Origin of the sequence: Mitsuaria sp. GD03876 (genome assembly GCF_029840635.1) — a bacterium.
Taxonomy (GTDB): domain Bacteria; phylum Pseudomonadota; class Gammaproteobacteria; order Burkholderiales; family Burkholderiaceae_C; genus Roseateles.
This window is the reverse complement of the sequence record NZ_JAOCCU010000033.1, coordinates 36,546-61,649: the sequence shown is the minus strand read 5'-3', so window position 1 is coordinate 61,649 and position 25,104 is coordinate 36,546. Positions and strand designations below refer to the sequence as shown.

Below are 25,104 nucleotides of genomic sequence, written 5' to 3'. Positions count from 1 at the left end.
GCCATTTGTGCGCTGCTGCACACCGCGATTTTTGTCGCCGGGCGGCGACGCGGAACCCCACCTATTCAGCAAGTCCTTGATTCACAAGGACTTTTCTTGTCGCTAATCGGCGACAGGCCCATCGGCGCGGAACATCGACGGGTCCAGTCCGTTGCGCTGCAGCAAGCGGTAGAACTCGGTCCGGTTGCGGTCGGCGAGCCGCGCGGCATCGGCGACGTTGCCGTCGGTGAGCTTGAGCAGGCCGACCAGGTATTCGCGTTCGAAGCGCTGTCGCGCCTCCGCGTAAGGAAGTACTTCGATGCTGGGCGAGCGCAGCGCGCGCTGCACCAGCGCCAGCGGAATCAGCGGCGAGGTGGCCAGCGCGCTGACCTGTTCGACGACGTTGTGCAGCTGCCGCACGTTGCCCGGCCAGCTGGCCATCGTCAGCGCCTTGAGCGCCTCGGGCGCGAAGCCGTTCAGGCGCTTGTCGTACTTGGTCGCGAGCTTCTGCAGGAAGTGCTGGGCCAGCAGCGGGATGTCCTCGCGGCGCTCGTCCAGCCCGGGCAGCGTCAGGCTCACGACGTTGAGCCGGTAATAGAGGTCCTCGCGGAACTGGCCCTCGGCCAGCGCGGCTTCCAGGTCGCGGTGGGTGGCGGACAGGATGCGCACGTCCACCGGCACCGAGTCGCTGGCGCCGACCGGCCGGACCTGGTGTTCCTGCAGCACGCGCAGCAGCTTGACCTGCAGCGGCAGCGGCATGTCGCCGATCTCGTCGAGCAGCAGCGTGCCGCCGTCGGCGGCCTGGAACAGGCCGCGGTGATTGGCCAGCGCGCCGGTGAAGGCGCCCTTGACGTGGCCGAACAGCTCGGACTCCAGCAGCGGTTCCGGGATCGCGCCGCAGTTCACCGCGACGAAGGGCCGGCCGGCGCGCGGGCTGGCCGCGTGGATCGCGCGGGCCAGCAGTTCCTTGCCGGTGCCGCTTTCGCCGCGGATCAGCACCGGCGCCTGCGACGCGGCCACCAGCCGCGCCTCGGCCAGCACCTCGGCCATCACGTTGGAGCGGCTGACGATCGCTTCGCGCCAGGCCTGGTCGGGGCTGTCGTCGCGCCGCGCCGCCGACAGGGTCAGGGCTTGCGCGATCGTGTCGAGCAGCGCGCGGCCGTCGAACGGTTTGGTCAGGTAGGTGTAGACGCCCTGGGCGGTGGCGGCGACCGCGTCGGGGATGGTGCCGTGCGCGGTCAGCAGGATCACCGGCAGGGCCGGATGCCGCTCGCGGATCAGGTTGAACAGCGCCAGGCCGTCCATGCCGGGCAGCTGGACGTCGCTGAGCACCAGCGCGGGCCGCTGCACTTCCATCTGCGCGAGCGCGGCCTCGGCGCTCGCGACGGCGATGACGTCGTAACCGGCGGCCTCCAGCCGCATCGACAGCAGCTTGAGCAGGTCGGCGTCGTCGTCGACCAGCAGCAGGCGGGCGCCGCCGCTCACGGGCGTTCCTCTTGCACTCGAGCGGCCCTCATGGCTTGTCGAGCGCCGACCGCGGCCCGCCCAGGCTGCGCTCGATCGCCTTGAGCGCCTCGAGCTTGCGGTTGGCGTCGTCGAGCCGGCGCTGCAGGTCGTCGCGGGCCTGGCGGGTCTTCTCGAGTTCGCCTTCCATGCGGCGCTGCTCGGAGACGCGGTCGACGAGGAACTGCGCGATCGGTCGCCACTCGTTGGCTTCGGGACGGGTGTCGCGCAGCACCTGGTCGAGCAGCGTCTGCGCGCGGAAGGTTTCGCCGTTGTTGTGGCTGAACATCAGCGCCAGCGCGAGCTGCACCGCGGCGCCCGGGGCCAGCGCGGCGTCGTCGCGCGGCGCGACCTCCTGGGCGAGCTCCAGCGGGCTGAGCTGGCGCAGCCGGTCGTTGGCGTTGAGCACCGCGCGGGCGGCGTTGTCGGTGGGCGCGACCACGGGCACCTGCACCGGCACCTCGACGCGGACCTCCTTGACGATGGTCTTGGGAGGCTGCTGCGCGCAGCCGCCCAGCAGCGCCAGCGCCGCGGCGGCGCACAGGGTCGCGGCGCGGGCGGCGGGCCGGGCGCGCGCGCTCAGGCGGGGAGGGACTTCAGGGACCTTGGCGTGTGGGCGCATGGCAGCGTGATTCTGAAATGGGCGCCCTGGTCGGCGGGCAGCAGCTCGAGGCGCCCGCCGTGGGCGGCGATGTATTCGTTGACGATGGACAGGCCGATGCCAGTGCCCTTGAGGGCGTCGTCGGGCTGGCGTTCGCCGCGGTAGAAGGGCTCGAAGATGCGGGCCTGGTCCGCCGGCGCGACGCCCGGGCCGTCGTCGCGCAGGTCGATGGTGAGCTGGCCGCCCTGGCGCGCGAGGTCGATGTCGACGCGGCCGCCGGGCGGGGCGAAGCGTATCGCATTGGAGAGCAGGTTGCCGACGGCGGCCGCGATCTTGGCCGGGTCGACATCCGCCTCGAGCGGTCCGCCGGACAGGGCGACGTGCAATCCGCGTGCCTGCCATTGCAGCCGCTGGTGGTCGATCGTGCCCTGGATCAGGGACACGAGTTCGGTGCGCTGCGGCTTGAGGTCGCGGGCCTCGAACGCGGCGGCGTTGAAGCGCAGCAGGTCCTCGATCTGGCGCTGCAGCACGGCGGTGTTGTCGCGCAGGATGCGGGCGACTTCCTTCTGCTTGTCGTTGAGCGGGCCGGCGACCTCGTCCTCCAGCAGCGCGGTGCCCTCGCGCAGCGCGGCCAGCGGGGTCTTGAGCTCGTGCGAGACATGGCGCAGGAAACGCGCCTTGTCGGCGTCGAGTTCCGCCAGCCGCAGCCGCAGCCAGTCCAGCCGCTGGCCGAGCGAGCGCAGGTCGGCCGGGCCGGGAATCTCGATGCGGTCGTCCAGGCGGTTCTCGCCGAGGCCGGCGATCGCGCGCTCCAGCCGCTTGAGCGGGCGGGTCAGGAAGATGCCGAACACCAGCGACAGCAGCGCGGCGACGGCGATCGCGCCCAGCACCTGCTGGCCCAGCAGCACGCGGCCGTTCTCGAGCTTGTCCTGCAGCACGCGGTTGCTGGATTCGGCATGGCGGCGCACGTCCTCGGCCAGGCCGGCGGTCAGCGCGCCGAGTTCGCGGAAGCGGGCCAGCAGGTCGGTCTCGCGCTTGCGCGGGTTGGCCGCGCGGGGCGAGTCCATCAGCGCGCGGACCTCGCCGAGCTTGGCCTTCCAGGCGTCCAGCGGCGCCGGCGCCAGGCCCTGGGCGCGCAGCATCCGGAGGAGGTTGTCGGCGTCGTCGGCGTCCTCTTCGAAGCGGCGGCGCAGCGCCTGGTCCTCCAGCACCGCGTACTGGCGCGCGGCGCGTTCCATGCTGACGCCGCGGTCGCCGAGCTGCTGCACCTCCGAGCTCATCCGCGCGGCGCGCACGACGGCCTCGCGGCTCTGCATCGTCAGCCGCTCCAGCGTCAGCAGGCCGCCCAGCGACGCGGCGGCGAGCAGGCCGGCGATCGACAGGAAGCCGATCAGCAGCATCTGGCGGAAGGAGATTCGGTTCAGCATCGGGGGCGGATGTTAGCGGCGCCTCCGCGGGCCGGCCGGTGCGCGGCGGCGCGGATACGGATGGATACTCCGGCGGCCATGAACCTGCATCGCGTCGATCTCGTCTCGCTGTCGCTCTTCAGCCTGGTGGCGCGCACCGGCAGCATCAGCAAGGGGGCGGAGCTGGCCGCGCTGGCGGTCGGCGCGGCCAGCAAGCGGCTCAGCGACCTGGAGCGCTCGCTGGGCACGACGCTGCTGGAGCGGCATTCGCGCGGCGTGACGCTGACCGAGGCCGGCCTGGCGCTGCAGCGGCATGCGCAGCGCATCCTCAGCGACGTCGACCAGATGGCGGCGGACCTGTCGGACTACGCCTCGGGCCTGACCGGCGTCGTGCGGCTGTGGGCCAACACCTCGGCGGTGACGCAGTTCCTGCCGGGGCAGGTGTCGGCCTTCGTGCGCGACAACCCGCGCATCCGGATCGAGCTCGAGGAGGCGGACAGCCACGAGATCGTAGTGGCGGTGCTGGACGGGCGCGCGGACCTGGGCATCTTCGCGGACCGCACGCCGGCGCTCGGCTTGCGGGTGCTGAACTACCGGCACGACCGGCTGGTGCTGGTGGTGCCGGCGGGGCATCCGCTGGCGCGGCGCAAGGCGGTGCGCTGGGAGTCGGCGGTCGAGTACGACTTCGTGACGCTGGCCAAGGCGACCTCGCTGCACAAGCGGCTGGAGATGGAGACGGAGAAGCTGGGCCGGCGCTTGAAGAACCGGATTCAGGTGCGCAGCTTCGATGCGATGTGCCGGATGATCGCCGCCGGCCTGGGCATCGCGGTGCTGCCGGACGTGGCGGTGGAGCCGCTGCTCAAGCCGCTGAACCTGCGCCGCGTGGCGCTCGACGAGGCCTGGTCCGACCGCACGCTGCTGATCGGCGTGCGCGACCTGGATGCGCTCCCGCGACATGTGCGGGTGTTCATCGATTACCTGTGCGATGCGAACTGAGGACGCGCGGAAGCCGCTTTGGATCCATTTCTACATGCTGTTGACAAACGGCTGATTTGTGCCGATAGCTGCGATATTCCAGGTCTATCGGCAGAAGGCTGCCGGTAAAGACACGGTCGACACACTGTCGTTAACCATCACTTTTCTGCCGGTTGATGGGGAAATTGTCGTCTAAGGGTAGAATTCTGCCGATTAACGACAGCTCTATGAACGCAATTCAGACCGATGACGAGGTCGAGCAAAGCGTCGGCGAAAAGATTCGTGCGCTTCGGCTCCAACGGAACCTGGACCAGGCCACCGTGGCCGAGCGTTCGGGTGTGAGCGTTCGGGCGCTGCGCAGTCTTGAGAAAGGTGCTGGCTCGACGTTGCGTACCTTGATCATGGTGATGCGCGCATTGGGCCGCGAGGCCTGGTTCGAGGCCGTGGCGCCGGTGGCGACGATCAATCCGCTGAACCTGCCCCGCAGGAGCAACCAACGACAGCGGGCCACCGCCACCAGCGTGAAGCGCGCGCAGGCGGAGGCGAAGAAGTTGACGTTCTTGGCGAACCGCCGGACAGGCGTGAAGTAGGCTCCCGCCCCCTATGCCTTACCACCCTGTAGATCGCGTCGAGGTCCATCTGTGGGACATGCTCGTCGGCGTGGCCGCGCTCGATCCGGCCTATGGGTTCTACGCCTTCGCGTATGACCCGGCGTTCCGCGGGACCGGCATCGAGTTGGCGCCGCTGCACATGCCGCTCAATGCACAAGACGTCCATCTGTTCCCGAACCTCCCGGTCAACACCTACAAGCGCCTGCCCGCATTGCTCGCCGACGCGCTGCCCGACGACTTCGGGAATGCGCTGATCAACAGCTACATGGCCCGGCAAGGCGTGTCCGCCTCGCAGGTGACCGCGCTGGACCGGCTGGCTTACATGGGAACACGAGCCATGGGAGCGATGACCTTCAGGCCGGTCCGCGGCCCCCGCACCCAGCAGGCCAGCGCGATCGACATGCGCAAGCTCGTGCTGGCCGCCCGCGAGGCTGTACGAGGCGCCATCGACGAGGACGAGCACACCAATGCCGCGCTGCGCTCGATCATCGATGTGGGCACCTCCGCCGGCGGCGCTCGTGCCAAGGCCGTGGTGGCCATCGATCCAAGGACCAAGGAACTGCGATCGGGGCAGGTGGACGCTCCGCCCGGCTTCGAGCACTGGCTCCTCAAGTTCGACGGCGTCGGCGTGGACAAGGAGCTCGGGGCGACGCAGCAATACGGGCGTATCGAGTTCGCCTATCACCTGATGGCACGGGAAGCCGGCATCCGGATGAGCGACTGCGATCTGCTCGAGGAGAACGGCCGCGCGCATTTCATGACCCGCCGTTTCGATCGTCACGGGAGTTCGGGTCGACATCACGTGCAGACGCTCTGCGCGATGCAGCACCTGGACTACAAGCTCAAGGGGGTGCATTCGTACGAGCAGTTCTTCCTGACCATGGATCAACTGGATCTGCCGTACGAGGACCGCGTGGAGGGCTTCCGGCGCATGGTCTTCAATGTCGTCGGCATGAACTGCGACGACCACGTGAAGAATCTGAGCTTCATCCTGCCGGAGCACGAGCCGGCATGGCGCCTGGCGCCCGCCTACGACCTCACGTTCGCGCACAACCCGCAAGGGGAATGGACCCATCAACACCTGATGTCGGTGAACGGCAAGTTCAAGAACATCGAGGTGACGGACCTGCTGATCGTTGCCGATCGATTCGGCATCCGGCATGGGCGTCGGATCATCGACGAGGTCCGGCAGGCGTTTGAACTGTGGCCCGTCTACGCCGATGCCGCCGGCGTGCCGGCGCGCGAGATCGATTTCATCGACAAGCAGTTCATCCTGCTCCGCTGAGGGTCAACCCTCGGCCGCTTTCGCGATCCGTGAAAGCTGGCGCCGCGTCTCCCGCATTCCGTTTCCGCCGCGACCTTCCCAGAATCCGCTCCCATCACAAGGAGACATCGGACCATGGACGGATTGCAGGCGCTGCAAGGATTGCGCGTCGTCGAGATGGGCCAGCTGATCGCCGGCCCGTTCGCCGGCAAGACGCTGGGCGATTTCGGCGCCGACGTCGTGAAGATCGAGGCCCCCGGCAGCGGCGACCCGCTGCGCAACTGGCGAATGATCCAGGACGGCACCTCCGTGTGGTGGCAGGTCCAGTCGCGCAACAAGCGCTCGATCGCGCTGGACCTGCGCCAGAAGGAAGGCCAGGACATCGCCCGCGCCCTCATCGCCGAAGCCGATGTCCTCATCGAAAACTTCCGCCCCGGCACGCTCGAGGGCTGGGGCATGTCCTACGACGAGCTCGCCAAGGCGAACCCCGGCCTGATCATGCTGCGCATCAGCGGCTACGGCCAGACCGGCCCCTATCGCGACCTGCCGGGCTTCGGCGTGATCGGCGAGGCGATGGGTGGGCTGCGCCACCTCACCGGCGAGGCCGGCCGCGTGCCGGTGCGCTGCGGCATCTCGATCGGCGACACGCTGGCCGCGCTGCACGGCACCATCGGCGTGCTCACCGCGCTCTACCACCGCAAGGTCAACGGCGGCCGCGGCCAGGTCATCGACGTCGCGCTGACCGAGGCGGTGCTCAACGTGATGGAAAGCCTGATCCCCGAGTACAGCGCCTTCGGCGCGGTGCGCGGTCCCGCCGGATCGGCGCTGCCGGGCATCGCGCCGTCCAACGCCTATCCCTGTGCCGACGGCGTCGTGCTGATCGCCGGCAACGGGGACTCGATCTTCAAGCGGCTGATGCAGGTGATCGGCCGGGACGACCTCGCCAACGACGAGGCGCTGGGCAACAATGCCGGCCGCGTCGCCCGCGTCGAGGAGATCGACGCCGCCATCGGCGCCTGGGCCGCGACGCGCAGCGTCGAGCAGGTGCTCGCGCCGCTGGCCGAGGCCAGCGTCCCCGCCGGCCGCGTCTACACCGCCAAGGACATCGTCGAGGACCCGCATTTCCGCGCCCGCGACATGATCCTGCGCCAGCAGACCCGCGACGGCCATGAACTGGACGTGCCCGGCATCGTGCCCAAGCTGATGGGCACGCCCGGGGCCGTGCGCCGCGCCGCGCCGCGGCTGGGCGGCGACACCGACGAGGTGCTGCGCGAGATCGGCCTCACCGCCGGGCAGATCGCCGCGCTGCGCGACCGCAAGATCGTTTCCTGAGGTGCCGCGATGACTGCTGCTTCCCCCGTCTGGACCGGCGCCGGCCGCCGCATCTTCATGCAGGACGTCGGCACCCGCGACGGCCTGCAGGCCGAGACCGCCTTCGTGCCGACCGCCGACAAGATCGCGCTGGTGGACGCGCTGTCCGAGGCCGGCCTGGCCAAGGTCGAGGTCACCGCCTTCGTCTCCCCCAAGGCGATCCCGGTGCTGGCCGACGCGTCCGAGGTGATGCGCGGCATCGCGCGCAAGCCGGGCGTCGTCTACACCGTGCTGGTGCCCAACGTCCGCGGCGCCGAGCGCGCGATCGACGCCCGCGCCGATGAGCTCAACCTGGTGATGTCGGCCAGCGAGAGCCACAACCTGTCCAACCTGCGCATGACCCGCGCGCAGTCCTTCGCCGGCCTGGCCGAGGTCGCCGCGATGGCGCACCAGGCCGGTACCGCGGTGAACGTGTCGCTGTCGTGCTCGTTCGGCTGCCCGATGGAGGGCGACGTGCCGGTCGGGACGGTGCTGGACTGGTGCGGGCGATTCATCGACGACCTCGGCGCGCGCGGCGTGACGCTGTGCGACACGACCGGCATGGCTTATCCGACGCAGGTGGTCGGCCTGGTGCGCGCGTTCCGCGAGTGCTGGCCCGGCGCCGAGCTGACGCTGCACTTCCACAACACGCGCGGCATGGGCCTGGCCAACGTGATCGCGGCGATCGACGCCGGAGCGGACCGCTTCGACGCGTCGCTGGGCGGCATCGGCGGCTGTCCGTACGCGCCGGGCGCGACCGGCAACGTCTGCACCGAGGAGATCGTCCATGCGCTGCAGCTGATGGGCTGCGACACCGGCGTCGACCTGGAGCGGCTGATCGCCGCGGCGAAGCGGCTGCCGCCGCTGATCGGTCATCCGGTGCCGAGCCAGATCGTCAGCGCCGGCCGGCGGCTGGACCTGCATCCGAAGCCGCGCGACTTCGACGCGATCCGCGAGCGCGCGCTGGCCCGCGAGGCCTGACCGCCCGGACCACGCCGGCGGTCTAACGCCGATCCCGAGCCCTTCGGACGCCCGTCCCCCATTCCCGATCACCCGATTCGCATCAACGACAACGCCGCCCCGAGCGGCCCTTCCTGGAGACACCCATGAACCATCTCCGCCGCCGCCTCGTCGCGGCCGCCGCGCTGAGCGCGACCTCCCTGGGCGCGCTGGCGCCGGTCGCCACCGCGCAGGCGCAGTCGCCTTACCCCAACAAGCCGATCACGATGCTGGTCGGCGCCGCGCCGGGCGGCACCACGGACATCGCCGCGCGCATGCTGGCCGAGCCGCTGGGCAAGGCGCTGGGCCAGACCGTGGTGGTGGACAACCGCTCCGGCGCCAGCGGCGCGCTGGCCGCCATCGCGACCAAGCGCGCGGAGCCGGACGGCTACACGATCCTGATGCAGTACTCCGGGTATCACGTGATCACGCCGCACATCCAGAAGGCGGCCTGGGACTTGAAGGACCTGCGCCCGGTGGCCAACGTGCTGACCGCGCCGCAGCTGATCGTCGTGCGCGAGGGTGTGCCGGCGAAGACCACCGCGGAGCTGCTCGCCTACGCGAAGAAGAACCCCGGCAAGCTGTCGTTCGCGTCGTCGGGCAACGGCTCGCTGCAGCACGTCACCGGCGTGATGCTGGAGCAGCAGGCCGGCATCCAGATGATCCACGTCCCCTACAAGGGCACCGGCCCGGCGCTGCAGGACCTGCTGGGCGGCCAGGTCGACCTGACCTTCGGCACGCCGCCGCCGTTCATGCCCTTCATCGCCTCGGGCAAGCTGCGCGCGGTCGCGGTGACCGGCAAGGAGCGCCTGTCCTCGCTGCCCGACGTGCCGACCGCGGCGCAGGCGGGACTGCCCAACCTGGACGCGGGCTCGTGGTTCGCGGTGTTCGCGCCGGCCAAGGTGCCGCAGGCGGTCGTCGACAAGCTGACCGCCGAGATCCAGAAGATCATGGCCACGCCCGAGTTCAAGAAGAAGGCCGCCGAGCTCGGCGCCACCGCGGACTACATGAATCCGCAGCAACTGCAGGCGCATTCGGATGCCGAGTTCCTGCGCTGGGGCAAGGTCATCAGCGCCGCCAAGATCCAGGCGGACTGAGGCCGTCGCGAGCGGAGCGGCGAGAGGGCGCGTCGCGGGCAAGCGATACCGCTGGCGGCGCCGGCCCTCGGATCGCGCTCAGATCGCCACCAGCCCGCGGATCTCCGGCGTCTGCATCGCCGCGTGGTCGCCCCGCGCGATGACGCTGCCGCGCTCCAGCACGAGGAACTCGTCGGCGAGTTCCGCGGCGAAGTCGTAGTACTGCTCGCACAGCAGGATCGCGACCGGGTGGCCGTCGAGGCCCTCGTCGGCGAGCCGCCGGATCACCCGGCCGATGTCCTTGATGATGCTCGGCTGGATGCCTTCGGTGGGCTCGTCCAGGATCAGCAGCCGCGGCGACGCCGCCAGCGCCCGCGCGATCGCCAGTTGCTGCTGCTGGCCGCCGGACAGGTCGCCGCCGCGGCGCCGCAGCATCTGCTGGAGCACCGGGAACAGCGCGTAGAGGTGCTCCGGGATCGGCGTCCCACCAGGCTTGCTCGCCAGCCCCATGCGCAGGTTCTCCTCGACCGTCAGCCGCGCGAAGATCTCGCGCCCTTGCGGCACGTAGCCGATGCCGGCCCGCGCGCGCTGGTACGGCGTCGCGCGCGTGATGTCGGCACCGGCCAGCGTCACGCGGCCCGCGCGGACCGGCACCAGCCCCATCAGGCTCTTGAGCAGGCTGGTCTTGCCCACGCCGTTGCGCCCCAGCAGCACGGTGATGCGGCCCGGCGTTGCGCTCACCGACACGTCGCGCAGGATGTGCGAGCCGCCGTAGTACTGGTGAATGGACTCAGCGATGAGCATGAAATGGCATCTCGTCGTTATCAAAGCAAGCGGACCCCATGGAACCGGCTTCGCCGGGCCATCGGGGTCGCCCCCTTGAGGGGGCCGGCGAAGCCGGCAGGGGGTGGGTCCTATCTCCCAAGGTACACCTCGATCACGCGTTCGTCGGCCTGCACCTGCGCCAGCGTGCCTTCGGCCAGGACCGAGCCCTCCGCCAGCACGGTGACCTTCTCCGCGATGCGGTCGACGAAGCCCATGTCGTGCTCGACGACGACGATGCTGTGCCGGCCCTTGAGCGTCAGGATCAGCTCCGCGGTGCGTTCGGTCTCCTGGTCGGTCATGCCGGCCACCGGCTCGTCCAGCAACAGCAGCTTCGGGTCCTGCACCAGCAGCATGCCGATCTCCAGCCACTGCTTCTGCCCGTGGCTCAGCAGCCCGGCCGCGCGCGTCATGCGGTCCTGCAGCCGGATCAGCGTCAGCACCTCGGCGAGCCGGTCCTTCTGCGCGCCGGTCAGCGTGTCCCACAGCGACGCCCGCAGCGCGCGCGAGCCCTGCAGCGCAAGCTCGAGGTTCTCCACCACGCTGAGCGCCTCGAACACGGTGGGCCGCTGGAACTTGCGCCCGATGCCGAGCTGCGCGATCTCGGCCTCGCTGTGGCGCAGCAGGTCGATGGTGCCGCCGAAGAACACGGTGCCGCGGTCCGGCCGGGTCTTGCCGGTGATGAGATCCATCATCGTGGTCTTGCCCGCGCCGTTGGGGCCGATGATGCAGCGCAGCTCGCCGGGCGCGATGTCGATCGACAGGCCGTTGATCGCGCGGAAGCCGTCGAAGCTGACGTGCACGTCCTCCAGGTACAGGATGCGGCCGTGCGCCAGGTCCAGCTGGCCCGGCAGCACGACGCGGCCGTAGCCGGGACCGCTGGCGGCGCGCAGCCGGTCGCTGCCTTGCTCGAGCAGGTCGGGGCTCATGGGGCGGTCTCCTCGGACTTCTTCCCGAACTTGCGCTTGAGCAGCCCGGCGATGCCGTCCGGCATGAACAGCGTCACCGCGACGAACAGCGCGCCCAGCAGGTACAGCCAGTACTCCGGTGCGACCTGCGTCAGCCAGCTCTTGGCGCCGTTGACCGCGAACGCGCCGGCGATCGGGCCGACCAGCGTGCCGCGCCCGCCGACGGCGGCCCAGACGGCGATCTCGATCGAGTTGGCGACGCTCATCTCGCCGGGGTTGATGATCCCGACCTGCGGCACATACAGCGCGCCGGCCAGGCCGCAGATCAGCGCCGACAGCACCCAGGCGGCCAGCTTGTAGGGCAGCGGCGAGTAGCCGCAGAACATCAGCCGCGACTCGGCGTCGCGCACCGCGCCGAGCACGCGGCCGAACTTCGCGCGCGTCAGCCAGCGCAGCCCGAGCGCGCAGCCGGCCAGCGCCAGCGCGCTCAGCACGAACAGCGCCATGCGCATGCCCGGCGTCGTGATCGACAGGCCCAGCAGCCGCTTGAAGTCGGTGAAGCCGTTGTTGCCGCCGAAGCCGGTCTCGTTGCGGAAGAACAGCAGCATCGCGGCGTAGGTCATCGCCTGCGTGATGATGGAGAAGTACACGCCCTTGATGCGCGAGCGGAACGCGAAATAGCCGAACACGAAGGCGATCCCGCCCGGCACCAGCAGCACCAGCAGCAGCGTCGCGGCGAAGCTGTCGCTGAGCGCCCAGTGCCAGGGCAGCTCCTTCCAGTCCAGGAAGATCATGAAGTCCGGCAGCGTGCTGCGGGATTGGCCCTCGGTGCCGATCTGGCGCATCAGGTACATGCCCATCGCGTAGCCGCCGAGCGCGAAGTACAGGCCGTGGCCCAGCGACAGGATGCCGGCGAAGCCCCAGATCAGGTCCATCGCCAGCGCGCACATCGCGTAGCAGCAGAACTTGCCCAGCAGGCTGATCCAGTAGCCGTCGACATGCAGCGCATGGCCGGGCGGCACGAGCAGGTTGAGCGCGGGCAGCAGCACGCAGGCGACGGTGAGCGCCGCCAGCACGGCGAGCCAGCCGGCGCGGCTGAGCAGGGCCGGCCGCTGAGGCAGCGTCAGCGCCACGGCGCGGGCGTCCGGCCGTGCAGCGGCTGGCGCAGCGGGCGCGAGGGGCGGAGGGGAGGTCATGGCGGGGGCGTCGGGGTCGGCGCGCATTCAGGTCTCCTGGGCGCGGCCCTTGACCGCGAACAGCCCCTGCGGGCGCTTCTGGATGAAGACGATGATGAACAGCAGCACGGCGATCTTGGCGAGCACCGCGCCGACGACGCCTTCGAGCGCCTTGTTCGCCAGGCCCAGTCCCAGCGCGGCCAGCACCGTGCCGGCCAGTTGGCCGACGCCGCCCAGCACGACCACCATGAAGGCGTCGACGATGTAGCTCTGGCCCAGGTCCGGGCCGACGTTGCCGACCTGGCTCAGCGCGCAACCGGCCAGTCCGGCCAGGCCGGAGCCGAGCGCGAAGGCGTAGGTGTCCACGCGGGCGGTGGGCACGCCCATGCAGGACGCGATCGGGCGGTTCTGCGTGACGGCGCGGACGAACAGGCCCAGCCGCGTGCGCGCGATCAGCAGCGACATGCCGCCCAGCACCGCCAGCGCGAAGACGATGATGGCGATCCGGTTGGTCGGCAGCGCCAGGCCCGGCAGCAGCGCGAGCGAGCCGCCCATCCACGACGGGCTCTCGACGGCCACGTTCTGCGCGCCGAACAGCGAGCGCACCGCCTGCATCAGCGCCAGGCTCAGGCCCCAGGTGGCCAGCAGCGTCTCCAGCGGCCGGCCGTAGAGCCAGCGGATGACGCTGCGCTCCAGCGCGGCGCCGACCAGCGCCGACGCGAGGAAGGCGGCCGGCATCGCCACGAGCAGGTAGAGGTCGAAGGCGCCCGGCAGCCATTGCCGGAAGGCGACCTGGACGAGGTAGGTCGCGTAGGCGCCGATCATCATCAGCTCGCCATGGGCCATGTTGATCACGCCCATCAGGCCGTAGGTGATCGCCAGGCCCAACGCGACCAGCAGCAGGATGCTGGCCAGGCTGACGCCGGTGAACAGCGCGCCCAGGCGTTCGCCCCAGGCCAGGGTGTCCTCGACCGCGCGCAGCGAGCGCTTGAGCGCGCGCTGGACCTCGGGGTCGGCTTCGTCGGCCAGGCGCTGGTTGAGCAGCAGCCGGGTCTCCGGGCTGTGGGATTCGCCGAGGAGCTTCGCGGCCTCGAGGCGCTTCGCGGTGTCGGGACTCGCGGCCAGCGCGGCGGCGCGGGCGAGCTTGAGCGCGTCGAGGACGGTGCCGTCCTGTTCCCGGGCGATCGCGCCGTCGAGCAGCGCGACGCGCCCGTCGTCGCCGCCGGAGTCGAGCAGCGCCTTCGCGGCGGCGAGGCGCTCGCCCTTGTCGGCGCTGGACAGATGCAGCGCGGCGAGGGCGCCGTCGAGCTCTCCACGCAGCCGGTTGTTGAGCATCACGTCCTCGAGCGAGGACAACGCATCCGGCGCCAGCGCCACGGCGGCGCCGGTCGCCGCGTCGACGACGCCGGTGTCGACGGCGATCAGCACGCGGTGGTCGGGTGTGAGCTTGAGGCGCTCATCGGCCATCGCCTGCAGCAGCGCCGCGGTGCGCGCGTCCGGCGCGGCGACGAGCCGGCCGATCGCCGCGATGCGGTCGTCGGTCTCGCCCTGCGCGACGGAGAGCGCCTGCGGCTGCGTCAGCGCGTGGGCGACCGGCGCGAGCGACAACAGGGCTACCGGCAGCAGCGCGGCGCACCGGCGAAGGAACTGGATCATGGTGAAGCGGTCTCTCGCAACGCCCTCTCCCGCACTGCGGGAGAGGGTGGGGGTGAGGGTCGTGCGCGACGCGCGGTGCCTTACTTCTTCACCGGCTCGTCAGGCTTGCCTTCGTTGCCCGCGATGTACGGGCTCCACGGCTTGGCCTTCACCGGCGCCGGCGTCTTCCACACCACGTTGAACTGCCCGTCCGCGCGGATCTCCCCGATGAACACCGACTTGTGCAGGTGGTGGTTCTTCTCGTCCATCGTCGAGGTGATGCCCGACGGCGCGCTGAAGGTCTGGCCGCCCATCGCCGCGATGACCTTGTCGACGTCGGTCGACTTGGCCTTCTCGACGGCCTGCTTCCACATGTTGATGCCGATGTAGGTGGCCTCCATCGGGTCGTTGGTCAGCGGCTTGTCCTTGTGGCCCGGGATGTTCTTCGCCTTGGCATAGGCCGACCACTTCTTGATGAACGCGTCGTTGGTCGGGTTCTTGATCGACATGAAGTAGTTCCACGCCGCCAGGTGTCCCACCAGCGGCTTGGTGTCGACGCCGCGCAGTTCCTCCTCGCCGACCGAGAACGCGACCACCGGCACGTCCTTGGCCTTCAGGCCGGCGTTGCCGAGTTCCTTGTAGAAGGGCACGTTGGAGTCGCCGTTGATGGTGGACACCACCGCGGTCTTGCCGCCGGCGGAGAACTTCTTGATGTCGGCGACGATGGTCTGGTAGTCGCTGTGGCCGAAGGGGGTGTACTTCTCGTCGATGTCCGAGTCCTTCACGCCCTTGCTCTTGAGGTAGGCGCGCAGGATCTTGTTGGTGGTGCGGGGGTAGACGTAGTCGGTGCCCAGCAGCACCCAGCGCTTGGCGCCGCCGCCGTCCTTGGACATCAGGTAGTCGACGGCGGGGATGGCCTGCTGGTTGGGCGCGGCGCCGGTGTAGAAGACGTTCTTGCTGAGTTCCTCGCCCTCGTACTGCACCGGGTAGAAGAGCAGGCCGTTGAGCTCCTCGACGACCGGCAGCACCGACTTGCGCGACACCGAGGTCCAGCAGCCGAAGATCACCGCGACCTTGTCCTGGGTCAGCAGCTGGCGGGTCTTCTCGGCGAAGAGCGGCCAGTTGGAGGCCGGGTCGACGACCACCGGCTCGAGCTTCTTGCCGAGCACGCCGCCCTTGGCGTTGATCTCGTCGATCGCCATCAGGACGGTGTCCTTGAGCACGGTCTCGGAGATGGCCATCGTGCCCGACAGGCTGTGCAGCACGCCGACCTTGATGGTGTCGGCGGCGAAGGCGGGCAGGGCGGCGAGGTTCAGGCCGGCCAGCGCGCCGGCGACGGCCAGCGTCTTGAGCGTTAGGCGGCGGGGGGCTTTCGTCGGATGCGAGGACATGGAGGGCTCCGGTGGATGGGGAGGGCGCCGGGCGGCGCCGCTGGACTTCGCAAGACTTCGGGAAGTGACCGGATGCTAGGAACGGGGGGCCGGGCGGCCTATACGGCACATGGCGTACGTGGGGCGGCGGCGCGACGCCGGGGGAGAATCGCCGGCCATGCAGATCCATGTCCACAACGACCGCGTCTTCACCGTGCCGGGGTTCCTGTCGCCCGCGGAATGCGCCGAGGTGACCGCGCTGGCCGAGCAGGGCGGCTTCGAGGCGGCGACGGTGCGGACCTACCTCGGTCCGAAGATGCTCACCGACATCCGCAACAACGAGCGCGCGATGGTCGAGAGCGCCGACTGGGTCGCGCGGCTCTGGGAGCGGCTGCGCGGACTGCCGCTGCCCGAGCTCGACGGCCAGCGCGCGGTGGGACTGCCCAAGGACCTGCGCTTCTACCGGTACTCGCCGGGGCAGCGCTTCCGCATGCACAAGGACGGGCCGTGGCGCGAGGACGGCCGGGTCAGCCGGCTGACCTTCCTGGTCTACCTGAACGACGGCTTCGCCGGCGGCGGCACCGACTTCCGGGACTTCGTCGTGCAGCCGGAGACCGGCACCGCGCTGCTGTTCATCCACGACACCTGGCACGAGGGCAGCGAGGTCACGGCGGGCGTCAAGTACGTGCTGCGCTCCGACGTGATGTACGCGCCGGCGTCGGAGATCGAGGCCGATCGGTTCGGCGCATCGAGTGACCGGTCGTAACACCTTGGCCGGGGGGGCGTCTACCGACCTCCGCGTCACGCCGTTGTGGCAAGGTCCGGCCCTTCCCGGGCGACGGCCCGCCGGGGCCGTCGAGGAAGGCGGACCCGCAGGACACCAGACAACATGAACGAACCAGGAGGTACCGTGCACACGATGACTTCAACCCTGATGCCGGCCACGCGGCCCCACCACGCGATCGCGCGGGCGCTGCTGATGGCGGCGATGCTGCTGATCTCGCTGCTGAGCGGCACGTCGGCGTTCGCGCGCGACGATGGCCAATGGCAGATCATGAATGCCCGGTACGGCACGGCGCAGCGCAACATGGACGTGACCGACCGGCTGCGCGAACTCGCCCGGCGCGACGACCGCGTGCGGGTGAGCAACGAGTTCTTCGGCAACGACCCGGCCTACGGCCAGACGAAGACGCTGCGCATCTACGCGCGCAGCCGTGACGGCCAGACCCGCACTTTCGAGTTCCCGGAAGGCAGCGTCATCGACGGCAACGACTTCACCGGCTGGCGCGGTGGCGAGTGGGGCCAGGGCGGCGGCAATGGCGGCTGGGAAGGCGGCGGCGGTGGCCGTGACGATGGCGCGTACGCGATCCTCGGCGCGCGCTACGGCATTCCCGACGCGAGCATCGACGTGACCGGCCGCCTGCGCGAGCTGGCGCGGCGCGACGCCCGGGTGCGGGTGACCAACGACCTGTTCCGCGACGACCCGGCGGTGGGCCGCACGAAGACGCTGCGCATCTTCGCCCGCGACCGCGCCAATGGGCAGATCCGGACCTTCGAGTACCGCGAGGGCTCGTGGATCGACGGCAGCCAGTTCTCCGGCTGGGGCCGTGGCGACTGGGGCCAGGCGGGATGGAACGGCGGCTGGGATGGCCGGCCGGGTTCGGGCTCGGGCGGCGGCTACAACCCGGGGCGCGATCAGCTGACGATCGTGCGCGCGACCTACGGCAGCGGCCTGCGTTCCATCGACGTGACGGACCGCCTGCGCAACATCAGCCGCGGCGGCTCGTTGGACGTGCGGGTCGACAACGACCTGGCTGGGCGCGATCCGGCGTATGGCGAGAGCAAGACGCTGCGCGTGGTGTACCGCGTCGGCCGCGGTCGCGATCAGTCCGCCGAGGCTCGCGAGGGCGATCGGATGCGTCTGCCCTGACGATCACGGCGCGATCGACGCATGCATGACGAAGGCCCCGAAAGGGGCCTTCGTCGTTTTCGCCTCTGCTTGAGCGTGTGGCAAACTGCAGCATATTGAAGCACTATGCGGCAGTTTGCGACGGGAGAGGATCATGAACTCGAACTCGATTCGAATCAGCAACCAGCTGTTCCGCGACGCCCAGGAGACTGGTGAGTTCGTCGCCCGATCGGCGGCCCAGCAAGTGGAGTTCTGGGCGCGCATCGGTCAGGCGCTGGAGGCGTCCGGTGTCCGCTCCCAGACGCTGCTGGAGTTGCTCCGCGGGGACCACGGCAGCCAGGCGTTGGTTCGCGTGGAGGATGAACTGCGCGCCGCCAAGCGGGTCGAGCAGGCGCGCGACATCGAAGCGGTCAAGTCTGGCAAGGCGGCTCCCGACGCGACGATCGGCGTCACCGCGAGACGGGCGAAGAATGCGAAGGCCTTGGACTCGCCCTATTGACCATGACCACGCAGCCCTCGATCCCGGATGACGAAGCGCCGTTGAACGGCGTCTTGCTTGAGCGCGTGCTCACCAGCCTGCCGCCCGGGGTCATCCTCGTGGGCGGCCAGGCGCTGGGCTTCTGGATGAACCGCTTCGGCATCCCCACGGAGGGCGCGGCGGTGACCGCGGACGCGGACGTCATCGGCAGCGTGGCGGACGCCCAGGAAATCGCTCGTCGCCTTCGGGCGCGCATCGAGCTGCCGAGGAAGACCGCGCGCACCTCGCTGGTCGCGCAGGTGCGGATTCCGACGACCGCGGGCAGGGAAGGCAACGTCGACGTCCTGCATCTGCTGTTCGCTCACGGCGGCCTTCGCAAGTGCGGCGTCTTCACGCGACGAGTCATCGCGGGCTGCCTTTCCTTCGATCTTGGCGGAGGTCACGTCCTTCGCGTGATGGATCCCTTCGACGTCCTCGAGTCGCGCATTCACAACCTGGCGGGCCTGCGCGGGAGCAAGGGCGACCACGTCGAGACGCAGGCGCGATGGGGCATCCAGGTGGCCAAGGCGGCGCTGTTCTCTCAGGCATCGGGGAACGAGGAATTCGCCTCCCGCGTGGGCGCGGCCGTCCAACGGCTCTTCCATCTCGCGAAGAGCGCAGCGGGCCGGAAAGCGTTCCGGCTGTACGGCATCGACGTGCTGGAGGCGATCGATGCGGACCTGCTCGAGGCGATCGTCCCCGCCTGCGCTCGTCAGCTCGACGGGGTCCGATCGATGCAGGCGGAACGCCGCACCGGCGAGGGCTGACCGCCGGTCAGGCCATCGACGCGCGATGCGCCGCGAGGCCCGCCATCGCGCCGTCCGAGACGGCCAGCGTGACGCTGCCGGCGGCGCGCGCGGCGTCCCCGCAGGCGAAGACGTTCGGGACGCTGGTGTCCTGCATCTGGCCGACCTTGATGAACGGGCCCATCGGGCCATCCTCCATCGCGCAGCCGAGCTGCGCCGCGACCGGGCTCACGATCTGCGTGCGCGGCTGCGTGAACAGCCCGTTCATCGTCAGCCGCCGCCCATCCTGGAGGACCACGTCCGCGAAGCCGTCGATGCGCGCGATCGGCGTGGGCTCCACGCGCGTGCCGCGGCGGGCGAACGCGTCGAGGTCCTCGGCGCTCGGCTCGTAGGCGCCATTGAGGAACAACGTCGGCTGCCCCCAATCCGGCAGCATCAGCGCGTGGTGCTGCGCCAGCGCCGACGCCGCGACGATGCCGATCTGCCCCTGGTCCGTCTCATAGCCATGGCAATAGGGGCAGTGGAAGACGCTGCGCCCCCAGCGCTCGGCGAGACCGGGCACCGGCGGGAGTTCGTCGCGCACGCCGGTGGCGAGGATCAGCCGCCCGGCGCTGACGGCGACATCGCCGACGTGGAATTCGAGCCGGCCGTCCGGCGCGACACGGGCGTTGTCGGCGAGACCGGCCATCCAGTGCACCGTTGGATAACGGCGCAGCTGGCGCAGTCCTTCCTCCGCGATCGCGCCGGGCGCGCGACCATCCTGGGTCAGGAAACCGTGGGCCTCGCCATCGTGGTCGTCGACGCACTGGTTGCGGCGGCGTCCCGCGTCGACGACGAGGACCTGGCGACGCGCCCGCGCCAGCTGGAGCGCGGCGGAGAGTCCGGCATAGCTGCCGCCGATGACGGCGAAATCAATCTTCATGGTGGTGCTCCTCGAGGCGATGGGGCGCGTGGCCGGTCTCGACCATGCGGCGATGGAAGTCCTGGGACAGGGTGGCGAGCGTCACGCCGCCGAGCCGCTTGAGCAGCACCGCTTCGGCCTCCTGCACCGCGTTGCCGAGCGCGTCGTTGACGGCGCGGGCGACCAGGCAGTCGGGGTGCTCCTCGCGGAAGCCGAGCGACACCAGCCCCGGCGCGCCGAGCGCCTCATGGACGTCGCGCAGCGTGATGCGGTCGAGCGGGCAGGAGATCACCCAGCCGCCGCCGTGGCCCTTGGCGGAGGAGACGAAGCCCGCTTCGCGCAGGCCGCCCATCAGGCGGCGCAGCACGACGGGATTCGTCCGCATCGCCGCGGCGAGCGCCTCGGACGTGGCGGGGGTGTCCCTCTCGGCCATGTGCAGCAGCACGTGAAGGACATCGGACAGTTGGCTGTTGACTCTCATGGAACATTATGTGTTGCATGAGAAAGGCCTTGTCGACGACGAGGCTTCCCAGCCTCACACCTCCCACTGCGGATGCATCTCCCTCACCCGCGTGAGCGCCATCGCTGCGGCCGCGGTGCGGGTCTCGACCCCCAGCTTGGCGTGGATCCGCTCCAGGTGCTTCTTCACCGTCGCCGGACTGGCCCCGAGGATCTCCCCGATGTCGCGGTTGATCTTGCCCTTCACCACCCAGTACAGCACCTCGCCCTCGCGCGCCGTCAGGCTGAAGGCCAGGCCCAGCGAGCGGATCACCGCCGCGTCCGACACCTCGCGCATCACGATCAGCCAGTCGCCGCCCGCCAGGCCGCTGCCGGGCGTCTCGTCGCCGCCGATGCAGTGATGCAGCCGGAAGCTCAGCCGCCGCGCGCCGAGCTCGGCGCTCAGCCGCGGCGGTTCCTGCGCCGGCGAGCCCGCGCCCGGGCCGCTCGACGCCATCTCCGCCAGGCACCTGCGCAGCCACGCGAGCACCGGTGCCGGCGTCTGCGGCGCCACCGTGCCGTAGTAGAGCTGCAGCAGCTCTCGCGCCAGCGGCGTCTGCCACAACAGCCGGCCCGACGACGCCCGCACCGCGATGCTCGCGTACCCGAACGCGTCCAGCGCCTGTCGCGTCTGCCGCGCCTGCCGAGCGCCCTGCAGGTGGACCTGCATCCTTGCGAGCACCGCCCGCGGGTCCAGCGGCTTGGTCACGTAGTCGACACCGCCGGCCTGCAGCGCGGCGACCAGGTGCTCCGTCTCCGTCAGCCCGGTCATGAAGATGATCGGCATGTGCGCCGTCGACGGATCGGCCTTCAATCGCCGCGCGACCTCGAAGCCGTCCATGCCCGGCATCATCGCGTCCAGCAGCACGATGTCGGGCCGGCCCTGCTGCGCGCAGGCCAGCGCCGCTTCGCCGCTGGTCGCCGCGAGCACCGTGTAGCCGTGCTCGTCCAGCGCGTCATGCAGCAGCGACAGGTTGTCCGGCACGTCGTCGACCAGCAGGACCCGGTCGCCCGGCTGGCGGTCCAGCAGCGCGGCCACGGAGGAGGGAAGCGGCGTGTTCATCGCGGTCGGTCCGGCAGGTCGTCATTCGCGGGCACTTCGCCGCGCGCCTCGCCGCGCATCAGGCCGCGCAGCATCGCCTCGAACTGGAATTGCCTGGCCAGCGCCCGCTGCGTCTCGCAGAAGGCGCGCCAGCGCGGGGCGGTCGCCTCGATCTCGTCGAGCTGCTGCATCACGCCCCGGTAGTAGCCGAGCTCGAGCGCCTCGCGCAGTCCCGCGAGCTGCGCCGGCGGCGGGATCTCGACCGGCGCAGGCGGTTCGACGGCGATCGCGGCCGCAGAAGCCGCAGCGCCCGGCACGGTCCCCGCATCGGCGCGCCAACGCAGCGACAGCCGCTCGGTCAACCAGTCCAGCAGCAGTTCATGCCGCACCGGCTTCAGGATGAAGTCGCGCGCGTCGATGCCGGCATCGTTCTCCTGCCCGCGCTCGAACGCGTTGGCCGACACGATCGCGATGACGGGCGGGCGGACGCCCAGGTCCTCCAGCATCCGCCGCAACCGGCGGATCGTTTCCCAGCCGTCGATGCCCGGCATCGCCAGGTCCATCAGCACCGCGTCCGGCACCCAGCCAGCCGCCACCAGGTCCAGCGCGTCATGGCCGCTCGACGCCTCCCGCACGGTGAAGCCGAGCGGCTCCAGCAGCTCGATCAGCAGGTGCCGGTCGTCCGACTCGTTGTCGACGACCAGCACGCGCGGCGAGACGCCGTCGAGCCGGGTGCGCTCCGGCGCCGGGCGCCGATGCCGCGTGTCATCGGGCACGCGGCCGTGCAGCTCCGGCACGAACAGCCGCACGCGGAAGGTCGATCCGCGCCCTGGCGCGCTGCTCGCCGACATCTCGCCGCCCATCAGCTCGGTCAGCATCTTCGCGATCGTCAGGCCCAGTCCCGCGCCCGGCGCGCCGCCGGCGCCGCTCGCCCCGCGGGCGAAGGGCTCGAAGATCCGCGCCAGTTCCGCCGCATCCAACCCGGGCCCGGTGTCCGCGATCTCCACCGTCGCCATCTCGCGGCCATGGCGCACGCGCAGCACGACCTCGCCCTCGGCGGTGAACTTGATCGCGTTGCCCAGCAGGTTGATGAGGATCTGGCGCAGGCGGCGTTCGTCGGCCCGCACCCATTCGGGCAAGGTCCCGTGCGGCTCGAAGCGGAAGCCGAGGCCCTTCGCTGCGGCCTGCGGCTCGAACATGTCGGCCAGTTCCCGCAACAGGTCGGCGAAGCGGACCGGCGCCGGCTCCAGGCTCAGCCGCCCGGCCTCGATGCGGGCGATGTCCAGCGTGCCGTCGATCAGCTGCATCAGGTGCTCGCCACCGCGCTTGATCACCTGCACCGCCTGCCGCCGCTGCGGCGGCAGCGAGGCGTCGGCCGCCATCAGCTGCGCGTAGCCCAGGATGCTGTTCAGCGGCGTGCGCAGTTCATGGCTGATGGTGCTGATGTAGCGGCTCTTGGCCTGGTTGGCCGCCTCGGCCGCGGCCTGCGCGCGCTCGGCTTGGTGGCGCGCGCCCTGCAGCGCCTCGTCGGTGCGTCGGTGCGAAGCGATCTCGCGCATCAGCGCCTGCGTCTGGCGCTTGGACTCCTCCTGCGCGACCTCGCGGCTCTGATGCGCCAGCACCAGCCACCACGCGACCGTGCCGGCCACCAGCAGCAAGGCGAAGAAGGCCTTCAGCAGCCCCGCGCGCAGGCTGGCGCGCAAGGCCTCCTGCGCCGCCGCGTCGATCAGCGGCGGCAACTGCTGCAGCTGCTGGTGATAGAGCAGGCCGAACAGCGTCGCCAGCAGCGGCGTGATCACGCCCATCAGCAGCAGGTAGTGGCCAAGGCCCGTGTCGAGATAAGGCCAGACACGACGCGGCAACACGCGGCGCAACGCCGCCGTCCATTGCGCCGACAGGTTCGCGCGCGGCTTGCACAGGTCGCCGCAGCGCGCGTCCAGCGTGCAGCACAACGAGCAGATCGCCCCGCGGTAGGCGGGGCAGTGCGCCATGTCGGGGCCCTCGTAATCGCGCTCGCAGATCACGCAGCGATGGACGGCGACAGCAGCCGCCTCGCCGCTCGCGCCGCCGAACTTGCCGGTGCCGGGCTCGCCGGGCCCGAGTTCGCCTGGATCGACCTCGCCAACGCCACCGAACTCGCCCGCCGGCCGCGCGAGGTAGTAGCGCCCCTCGGTCGCCCACGCGATCAGCGGCGAGGCGACCAGCGCCGTCACCATCGCGATCGCCGCGGACCACGCCTGCGCCATCGGTCCCATCACCCCCAGATGCGCCGCCACCGACAGCACCGAGGCCAGCGCCATCGCGCCAACGCCGACCGGATTCACGTCATACAGATGCGCGCGCTTGAACTCGATGCCCGGAGGCGACAGCCCCAGCGGCTTGTTGATGACCAGGTCCGCGACGACCGCCATGATCCAGGCGATCGCCAGATTGGCGTACAGGCCGAGCACGTGGCCGAGCGCCTCGAACACGTTCATCGACATCAGCATGAACGCGATGAGCGTGTTGAACACGACCCACACGACCCGGCCGGGATGGCTGTGCGTCAGCCGCGAGAAGAAGTTGCTCCACGCCAGCGAGCCGGCGTAGGCGTTGGTGACGTTGATCTTCAGCTGCGAGACGACGACGAACAGCGCCGTCGCCGCGACCGCCCAGCCGTAGCGGGGGAAGACGTACTCGTAGGCGGCCAGGTACATCTGATTGGGATCGACCGCGCGTTCCGGCGGCACCGCGTGGCTGACCGCCAGCCAGGCCAGCATCGCGCCGCCCAGCATCTTCAAGACGCCCAGCACGATCCACCCCGGCCCGCCCGCCAGCACCGCCGCCCACCAGCCGACCCGGTTGCGCGCGGTCAGGCGCGGCATGAAGCGCAGGTAGTCCGCCTGCTCGCCCATCTGCGTGATCAGCGCGACCCCGACCGTCAACGCCGCACCGAAGGCGTGCGCGTCGAAGGCCGCCGTCCCGGACTGCGACCCAACTTGGGTCGTGATGCCGTCGAACGCACCAGGATGGCGCCACCCCACCCACGCGAACGGCAGCACCAGCAGCGCCAGCCACAGCGGCTGCGTCCACAGCTGCAGCCGGCTGATCGCCGAGATGCCATGCGTCACCAGCGGGATCACCACCAGCGCGCACAGCAGGTAACCCCACTGCGGCGGAATGTCCAACGCCAGCTCCAACGCATAAGCCATCACGGCGGCCTCGAGCGCGAAGAAGATGAAAGTGAAACTCGCGTAGATCAGCGAGGTCAGCGTCGAACCGATGTAGCCGAAACCCGCGCCCCGCGTCAGCAGGTCCATGTCCACGCCATGGCGCGCGGCGTAGACGCTGATCGGCAAGCCCGCCAGGAAGATGATCAGCCCCGTCGCCAGGATGGCCAGCGCCGCGTTGGTCCAGCCGTAATGCAGCAGCAACGTGGCGCCGACCGCCTCCAGGATCAGGAAGGACGCCGCGCCGAACGCCGTGTTGGCGACACGCCAGGTCGACCAGCGCCGGAAACGGTGCGGGGTGTAGCGCAGCGCGTAATCCTCCAGCGTCTCCCTCGCCACCCAGGCGTTGTAGTCCCGGCGCAGCTTGATGATGTGCTGCGGGGCGTCGGGGGAGGGGAGTGGGGCGTCCATGGGCGTTCGAGGCGGAGGCTGCAGGAAACGTGCCGAGATCGAGCGCCAGACTGGCAAGCGGGGGCTGTCTTCTCCATGTCCTCCTTTGCCGGCCTACCCGGCCGGCAAATTCCCCCTAATACTTCCGAAGACAGCCCCCGCTCGCCAGTCCCCACGAGGCGCTCGCTGTGCGCGTTTTCTTGCACCGGCATGGGGAT

At 70.3% G+C, this 25,104-nt stretch carries 22 protein-coding genes; 10 read left to right on the top strand and 12 right to left on the bottom strand.

Translation table 11 applies throughout. The annotated features are described in order from the left end of the window. Positions 1–102 precede the first annotated feature (102 nt). The 3 genes from N5D62_RS19805 to N5D62_RS19795 are packed head-to-tail and all read right to left on the bottom strand — an operon-like array spanning position 103 to position 3,510. Positions 103–1,464, bottom strand: a complete 1,362-nt coding sequence (locus tag N5D62_RS19805; protein WP_279759605.1) for a sigma 54-interacting transcriptional regulator — start codon at positions 1,462–1,464, stop codon at positions 103–105. 28 nt (positions 1,465–1,492) lie between these two features. Further along, positions 1,493–2,104, bottom strand: a complete 612-nt coding sequence (locus tag N5D62_RS19800; RefSeq protein WP_279759604.1) for a hypothetical protein — start codon at positions 2,102–2,104, stop codon at positions 1,493–1,495. Next, positions 2,062–3,510, bottom strand: coding sequence for an ATP-binding protein (locus N5D62_RS19795; RefSeq protein ID WP_279759603.1), 1,449 nt, complete (start codon positions 3,508–3,510; stop codon positions 2,062–2,064). Before N5D62_RS19795 ends, N5D62_RS19800 begins: the two co-directional genes overlap by 43 nt. A gap of 78 nt (positions 3,511–3,588) precedes the next feature. Here N5D62_RS19795 and N5D62_RS19790 point away from each other — a divergent pair, with 78 nt between their 5' ends. The 6 genes from N5D62_RS19790 (at position 3,589) to N5D62_RS19765 (ending at position 9,785) form a co-directional block, all read left to right on the top strand. After that, positions 3,589–4,485 carry a LysR substrate-binding domain-containing protein gene (locus tag N5D62_RS19790; RefSeq protein WP_279759602.1) on the top strand — a complete coding sequence of 299 codons (897 nt, stop codon included), beginning with the start codon at positions 3,589–3,591 and terminating at the stop codon, positions 4,483–4,485. A 206-nt stretch (positions 4,486–4,691) separates the two neighbouring features. Further along, on the top strand, positions 4,692–5,054 hold the full coding sequence (locus N5D62_RS19785; protein ID WP_279759601.1) for a helix-turn-helix transcriptional regulator: 363 nt from the start codon (positions 4,692–4,694) through the stop codon (positions 5,052–5,054). Between the two features lie 13 nt (positions 5,055–5,067). Beyond that, positions 5,068–6,360, top strand: a complete 1,293-nt coding sequence (locus tag N5D62_RS19780) for a type II toxin-antitoxin system HipA family toxin (RefSeq protein WP_279759600.1) — start codon at positions 5,068–5,070, stop codon at positions 6,358–6,360. 114 nt (positions 6,361–6,474) lie between these two features. Continuing rightward, the gene (locus tag N5D62_RS19775; RefSeq protein ID WP_279759599.1) at positions 6,475–7,671 is read left to right on the top strand and encodes a CaiB/BaiF CoA-transferase family protein; all 1,197 of its coding nucleotides are present in this window, start codon (positions 6,475–6,477) and stop codon (positions 7,669–7,671) included. A gap of 9 nt (positions 7,672–7,680) precedes the next feature. After that, entirely contained in the window at positions 7,681–8,670 is a 990-nt protein-coding gene (locus N5D62_RS19770; RefSeq protein ID WP_279759598.1) for a hydroxymethylglutaryl-CoA lyase, read from the top strand. Between the two features lie 125 nt (positions 8,671–8,795). After that, a complete protein-coding gene (locus N5D62_RS19765) occupies positions 8,796–9,785 on the top strand; it encodes a tripartite tricarboxylate transporter substrate binding protein (protein ID WP_279759597.1) in 990 nt (329 codons plus the stop codon). 78 nt (positions 9,786–9,863) lie between these two features. Here the strand turns inward: N5D62_RS19765 and urtE are convergent, their stop codons facing one another. The 5 genes from urtE to urtA form a co-directional block, all read right to left on the bottom strand. Next, a complete protein-coding gene (gene urtE, locus N5D62_RS19760; RefSeq protein ID WP_279759596.1) occupies positions 9,864–10,568 on the bottom strand; it encodes an urea ABC transporter ATP-binding subunit UrtE in 705 nt (234 codons plus the stop codon). A gap of 110 nt (positions 10,569–10,678) precedes the next feature. After that, the gene (gene urtD, locus N5D62_RS19755; protein WP_279759595.1) at positions 10,679–11,515 is read right to left on the bottom strand and encodes an urea ABC transporter ATP-binding protein UrtD; all 837 of its coding nucleotides are present in this window, start codon (positions 11,513–11,515) and stop codon (positions 10,679–10,681) included. After that, complete coding sequence (gene urtC / locus N5D62_RS19750) at positions 11,512–12,690, bottom strand: urea ABC transporter permease subunit UrtC (protein WP_279759614.1); 1,179 nt, start codon at positions 12,688–12,690, stop codon at positions 11,512–11,514. The genes urtD and urtC overlap by 4 nt, the downstream gene beginning before the upstream one ends. A gap of 27 nt (positions 12,691–12,717) precedes the next feature. After that, the gene (urtB, locus tag N5D62_RS19745) at positions 12,718–14,325 is read right to left on the bottom strand and encodes an urea ABC transporter permease subunit UrtB (RefSeq protein ID WP_279759594.1); all 1,608 of its coding nucleotides are present in this window, start codon (positions 14,323–14,325) and stop codon (positions 12,718–12,720) included. An 80-nt stretch (positions 14,326–14,405) separates the two neighbouring features. Continuing rightward, positions 14,406–15,695 carry an urea ABC transporter substrate-binding protein gene (urtA, locus tag N5D62_RS19740; RefSeq protein WP_279759593.1) on the bottom strand — a complete coding sequence of 430 codons (1,290 nt, stop codon included), beginning with the start codon at positions 15,693–15,695 and terminating at the stop codon, positions 14,406–14,408. Between the two features lie 157 nt (positions 15,696–15,852). Here urtA and N5D62_RS19735 point away from each other — a divergent pair, with 157 nt between their 5' ends. From N5D62_RS19735 to N5D62_RS19720, 4 genes are all read left to right on the top strand, one after another. Then, entirely contained in the window at positions 15,853–16,440 is a 588-nt protein-coding gene (locus tag N5D62_RS19735) for a 2OG-Fe(II) oxygenase (RefSeq protein ID WP_279759592.1), read from the top strand. A gap of 153 nt (positions 16,441–16,593) precedes the next feature. Further along, positions 16,594–17,604 (top strand): hypothetical protein, encoded by a 1,011-nt coding sequence (locus tag N5D62_RS19730; RefSeq protein WP_279759591.1) that lies wholly within the window; start codon positions 16,594–16,596, stop codon positions 17,602–17,604. Positions 17,605–17,737: 133 nt separating this feature from the next. Beyond that, the gene (locus tag N5D62_RS19725; protein WP_279759590.1) at positions 17,738–18,082 is read left to right on the top strand and encodes a hypothetical protein; all 345 of its coding nucleotides are present in this window, start codon (positions 17,738–17,740) and stop codon (positions 18,080–18,082) included. Between the two features lie 2 nt (positions 18,083–18,084). Further along, the gene (locus tag N5D62_RS19720; protein WP_279759589.1) at positions 18,085–18,867 is read left to right on the top strand and encodes a hypothetical protein; all 783 of its coding nucleotides are present in this window, start codon (positions 18,085–18,087) and stop codon (positions 18,865–18,867) included. A gap of 7 nt (positions 18,868–18,874) precedes the next feature. Here the strand turns inward: N5D62_RS19720 and N5D62_RS19715 are convergent, their stop codons facing one another. From N5D62_RS19715 to N5D62_RS19700, 4 genes are read right to left on the bottom strand one after another with little or no spacing between them, the layout of a single operon-like run. Then, positions 18,875–19,768, bottom strand: coding sequence for an NAD(P)/FAD-dependent oxidoreductase (locus tag N5D62_RS19715; RefSeq protein ID WP_279759588.1), 894 nt, complete (start codon positions 19,766–19,768; stop codon positions 18,875–18,877). Next, positions 19,758–20,228, bottom strand: coding sequence for an Rrf2 family transcriptional regulator (locus N5D62_RS19710; protein ID WP_279759587.1), 471 nt, complete (start codon positions 20,226–20,228; stop codon positions 19,758–19,760). Before N5D62_RS19710 ends, N5D62_RS19715 begins: the two co-directional genes overlap by 11 nt. A 54-nt stretch (positions 20,229–20,282) precedes the next feature. Continuing rightward, a complete protein-coding gene (locus N5D62_RS19705) occupies positions 20,283–21,308 on the bottom strand; it encodes a response regulator (protein ID WP_279759586.1) in 1,026 nt (341 codons plus the stop codon). Continuing rightward, positions 21,305–24,907 (bottom strand): ATP-binding protein, encoded by a 3,603-nt coding sequence (locus N5D62_RS19700; protein WP_279759585.1) that lies wholly within the window; start codon positions 24,905–24,907, stop codon positions 21,305–21,307. Before N5D62_RS19700 ends, N5D62_RS19705 begins: the two co-directional genes overlap by 4 nt. Positions 24,908–25,104 lie beyond the last annotated feature (197 nt).

Excerpts from the sequence above, each read along its gene's own strand:
- N5D62_RS19800 (WP_279759604.1), bottom strand. The coding sequence starts at position 2,104 with ATGCGCCCACACGCCAAGGTCCCTGAAGTCCCTCCCCGCCTGAGCGCG.
- N5D62_RS19795 (WP_279759603.1), bottom strand. The coding sequence starts at position 3,510 with ATGCTGAACCGAATCTCCTTCCGCCAGATGCTGCTGATCGGCTTCCTG.
- N5D62_RS19790 (WP_279759602.1), top strand. The coding sequence starts at position 3,589 with ATGAACCTGCATCGCGTCGATCTCGTCTCGCTGTCGCTCTTCAGCCTG.
- N5D62_RS19785 (WP_279759601.1), top strand. The coding sequence starts at position 4,692 with ATGAACGCAATTCAGACCGATGACGAGGTCGAGCAAAGCGTCGGCGAA.
- N5D62_RS19780 (WP_279759600.1), top strand. The coding sequence starts at position 5,068 with ATGCCTTACCACCCTGTAGATCGCGTCGAGGTCCATCTGTGGGACATG.
- N5D62_RS19775 (WP_279759599.1), top strand. The coding sequence starts at position 6,475 with ATGGACGGATTGCAGGCGCTGCAAGGATTGCGCGTCGTCGAGATGGGC.
- N5D62_RS19770 (WP_279759598.1), top strand. The coding sequence starts at position 7,681 with ATGACTGCTGCTTCCCCCGTCTGGACCGGCGCCGGCCGCCGCATCTTC.
- N5D62_RS19765 (WP_279759597.1), top strand. The coding sequence starts at position 8,796 with ATGAACCATCTCCGCCGCCGCCTCGTCGCGGCCGCCGCGCTGAGCGCG.
- urtE (WP_279759596.1), bottom strand. The coding sequence starts at position 10,568 with ATGCTCATCGCTGAGTCCATTCACCAGTACTACGGCGGCTCGCACATC.
- urtD (WP_279759595.1), bottom strand. The coding sequence starts at position 11,515 with ATGAGCCCCGACCTGCTCGAGCAAGGCAGCGACCGGCTGCGCGCCGCC.
- urtC (WP_279759614.1), bottom strand. The coding sequence starts at position 12,690 with ATGACCTCCCCTCCGCCCCTCGCGCCCGCTGCGCCAGCCGCTGCACGG.
- urtB (WP_279759594.1), bottom strand. The coding sequence starts at position 14,325 with ATGATCCAGTTCCTTCGCCGGTGCGCCGCGCTGCTGCCGGTAGCCCTG.
- urtA (WP_279759593.1), bottom strand. The coding sequence starts at position 15,695 with ATGTCCTCGCATCCGACGAAAGCCCCCCGCCGCCTAACGCTCAAGACG.
- N5D62_RS19735 (WP_279759592.1), top strand. The coding sequence starts at position 15,853 with ATGCAGATCCATGTCCACAACGACCGCGTCTTCACCGTGCCGGGGTTC.
- N5D62_RS19730 (WP_279759591.1), top strand. The coding sequence starts at position 16,594 with ATGACTTCAACCCTGATGCCGGCCACGCGGCCCCACCACGCGATCGCG.
- N5D62_RS19725 (WP_279759590.1), top strand. The coding sequence starts at position 17,738 with ATGAACTCGAACTCGATTCGAATCAGCAACCAGCTGTTCCGCGACGCC.
- N5D62_RS19720 (WP_279759589.1), top strand. The coding sequence starts at position 18,085 with ATGACCACGCAGCCCTCGATCCCGGATGACGAAGCGCCGTTGAACGGC.
- N5D62_RS19715 (WP_279759588.1), bottom strand. The coding sequence starts at position 19,768 with ATGAAGATTGATTTCGCCGTCATCGGCGGCAGCTATGCCGGACTCTCC.
- N5D62_RS19710 (WP_279759587.1), bottom strand. The coding sequence starts at position 20,228 with ATGAGAGTCAACAGCCAACTGTCCGATGTCCTTCACGTGCTGCTGCAC.
- N5D62_RS19705 (WP_279759586.1), bottom strand. The coding sequence starts at position 21,308 with ATGAACACGCCGCTTCCCTCCTCCGTGGCCGCGCTGCTGGACCGCCAG.
- N5D62_RS19700 (WP_279759585.1), bottom strand. The coding sequence starts at position 24,907 with ATGGACGCCCCACTCCCCTCCCCCGACGCCCCGCAGCACATCATCAAG.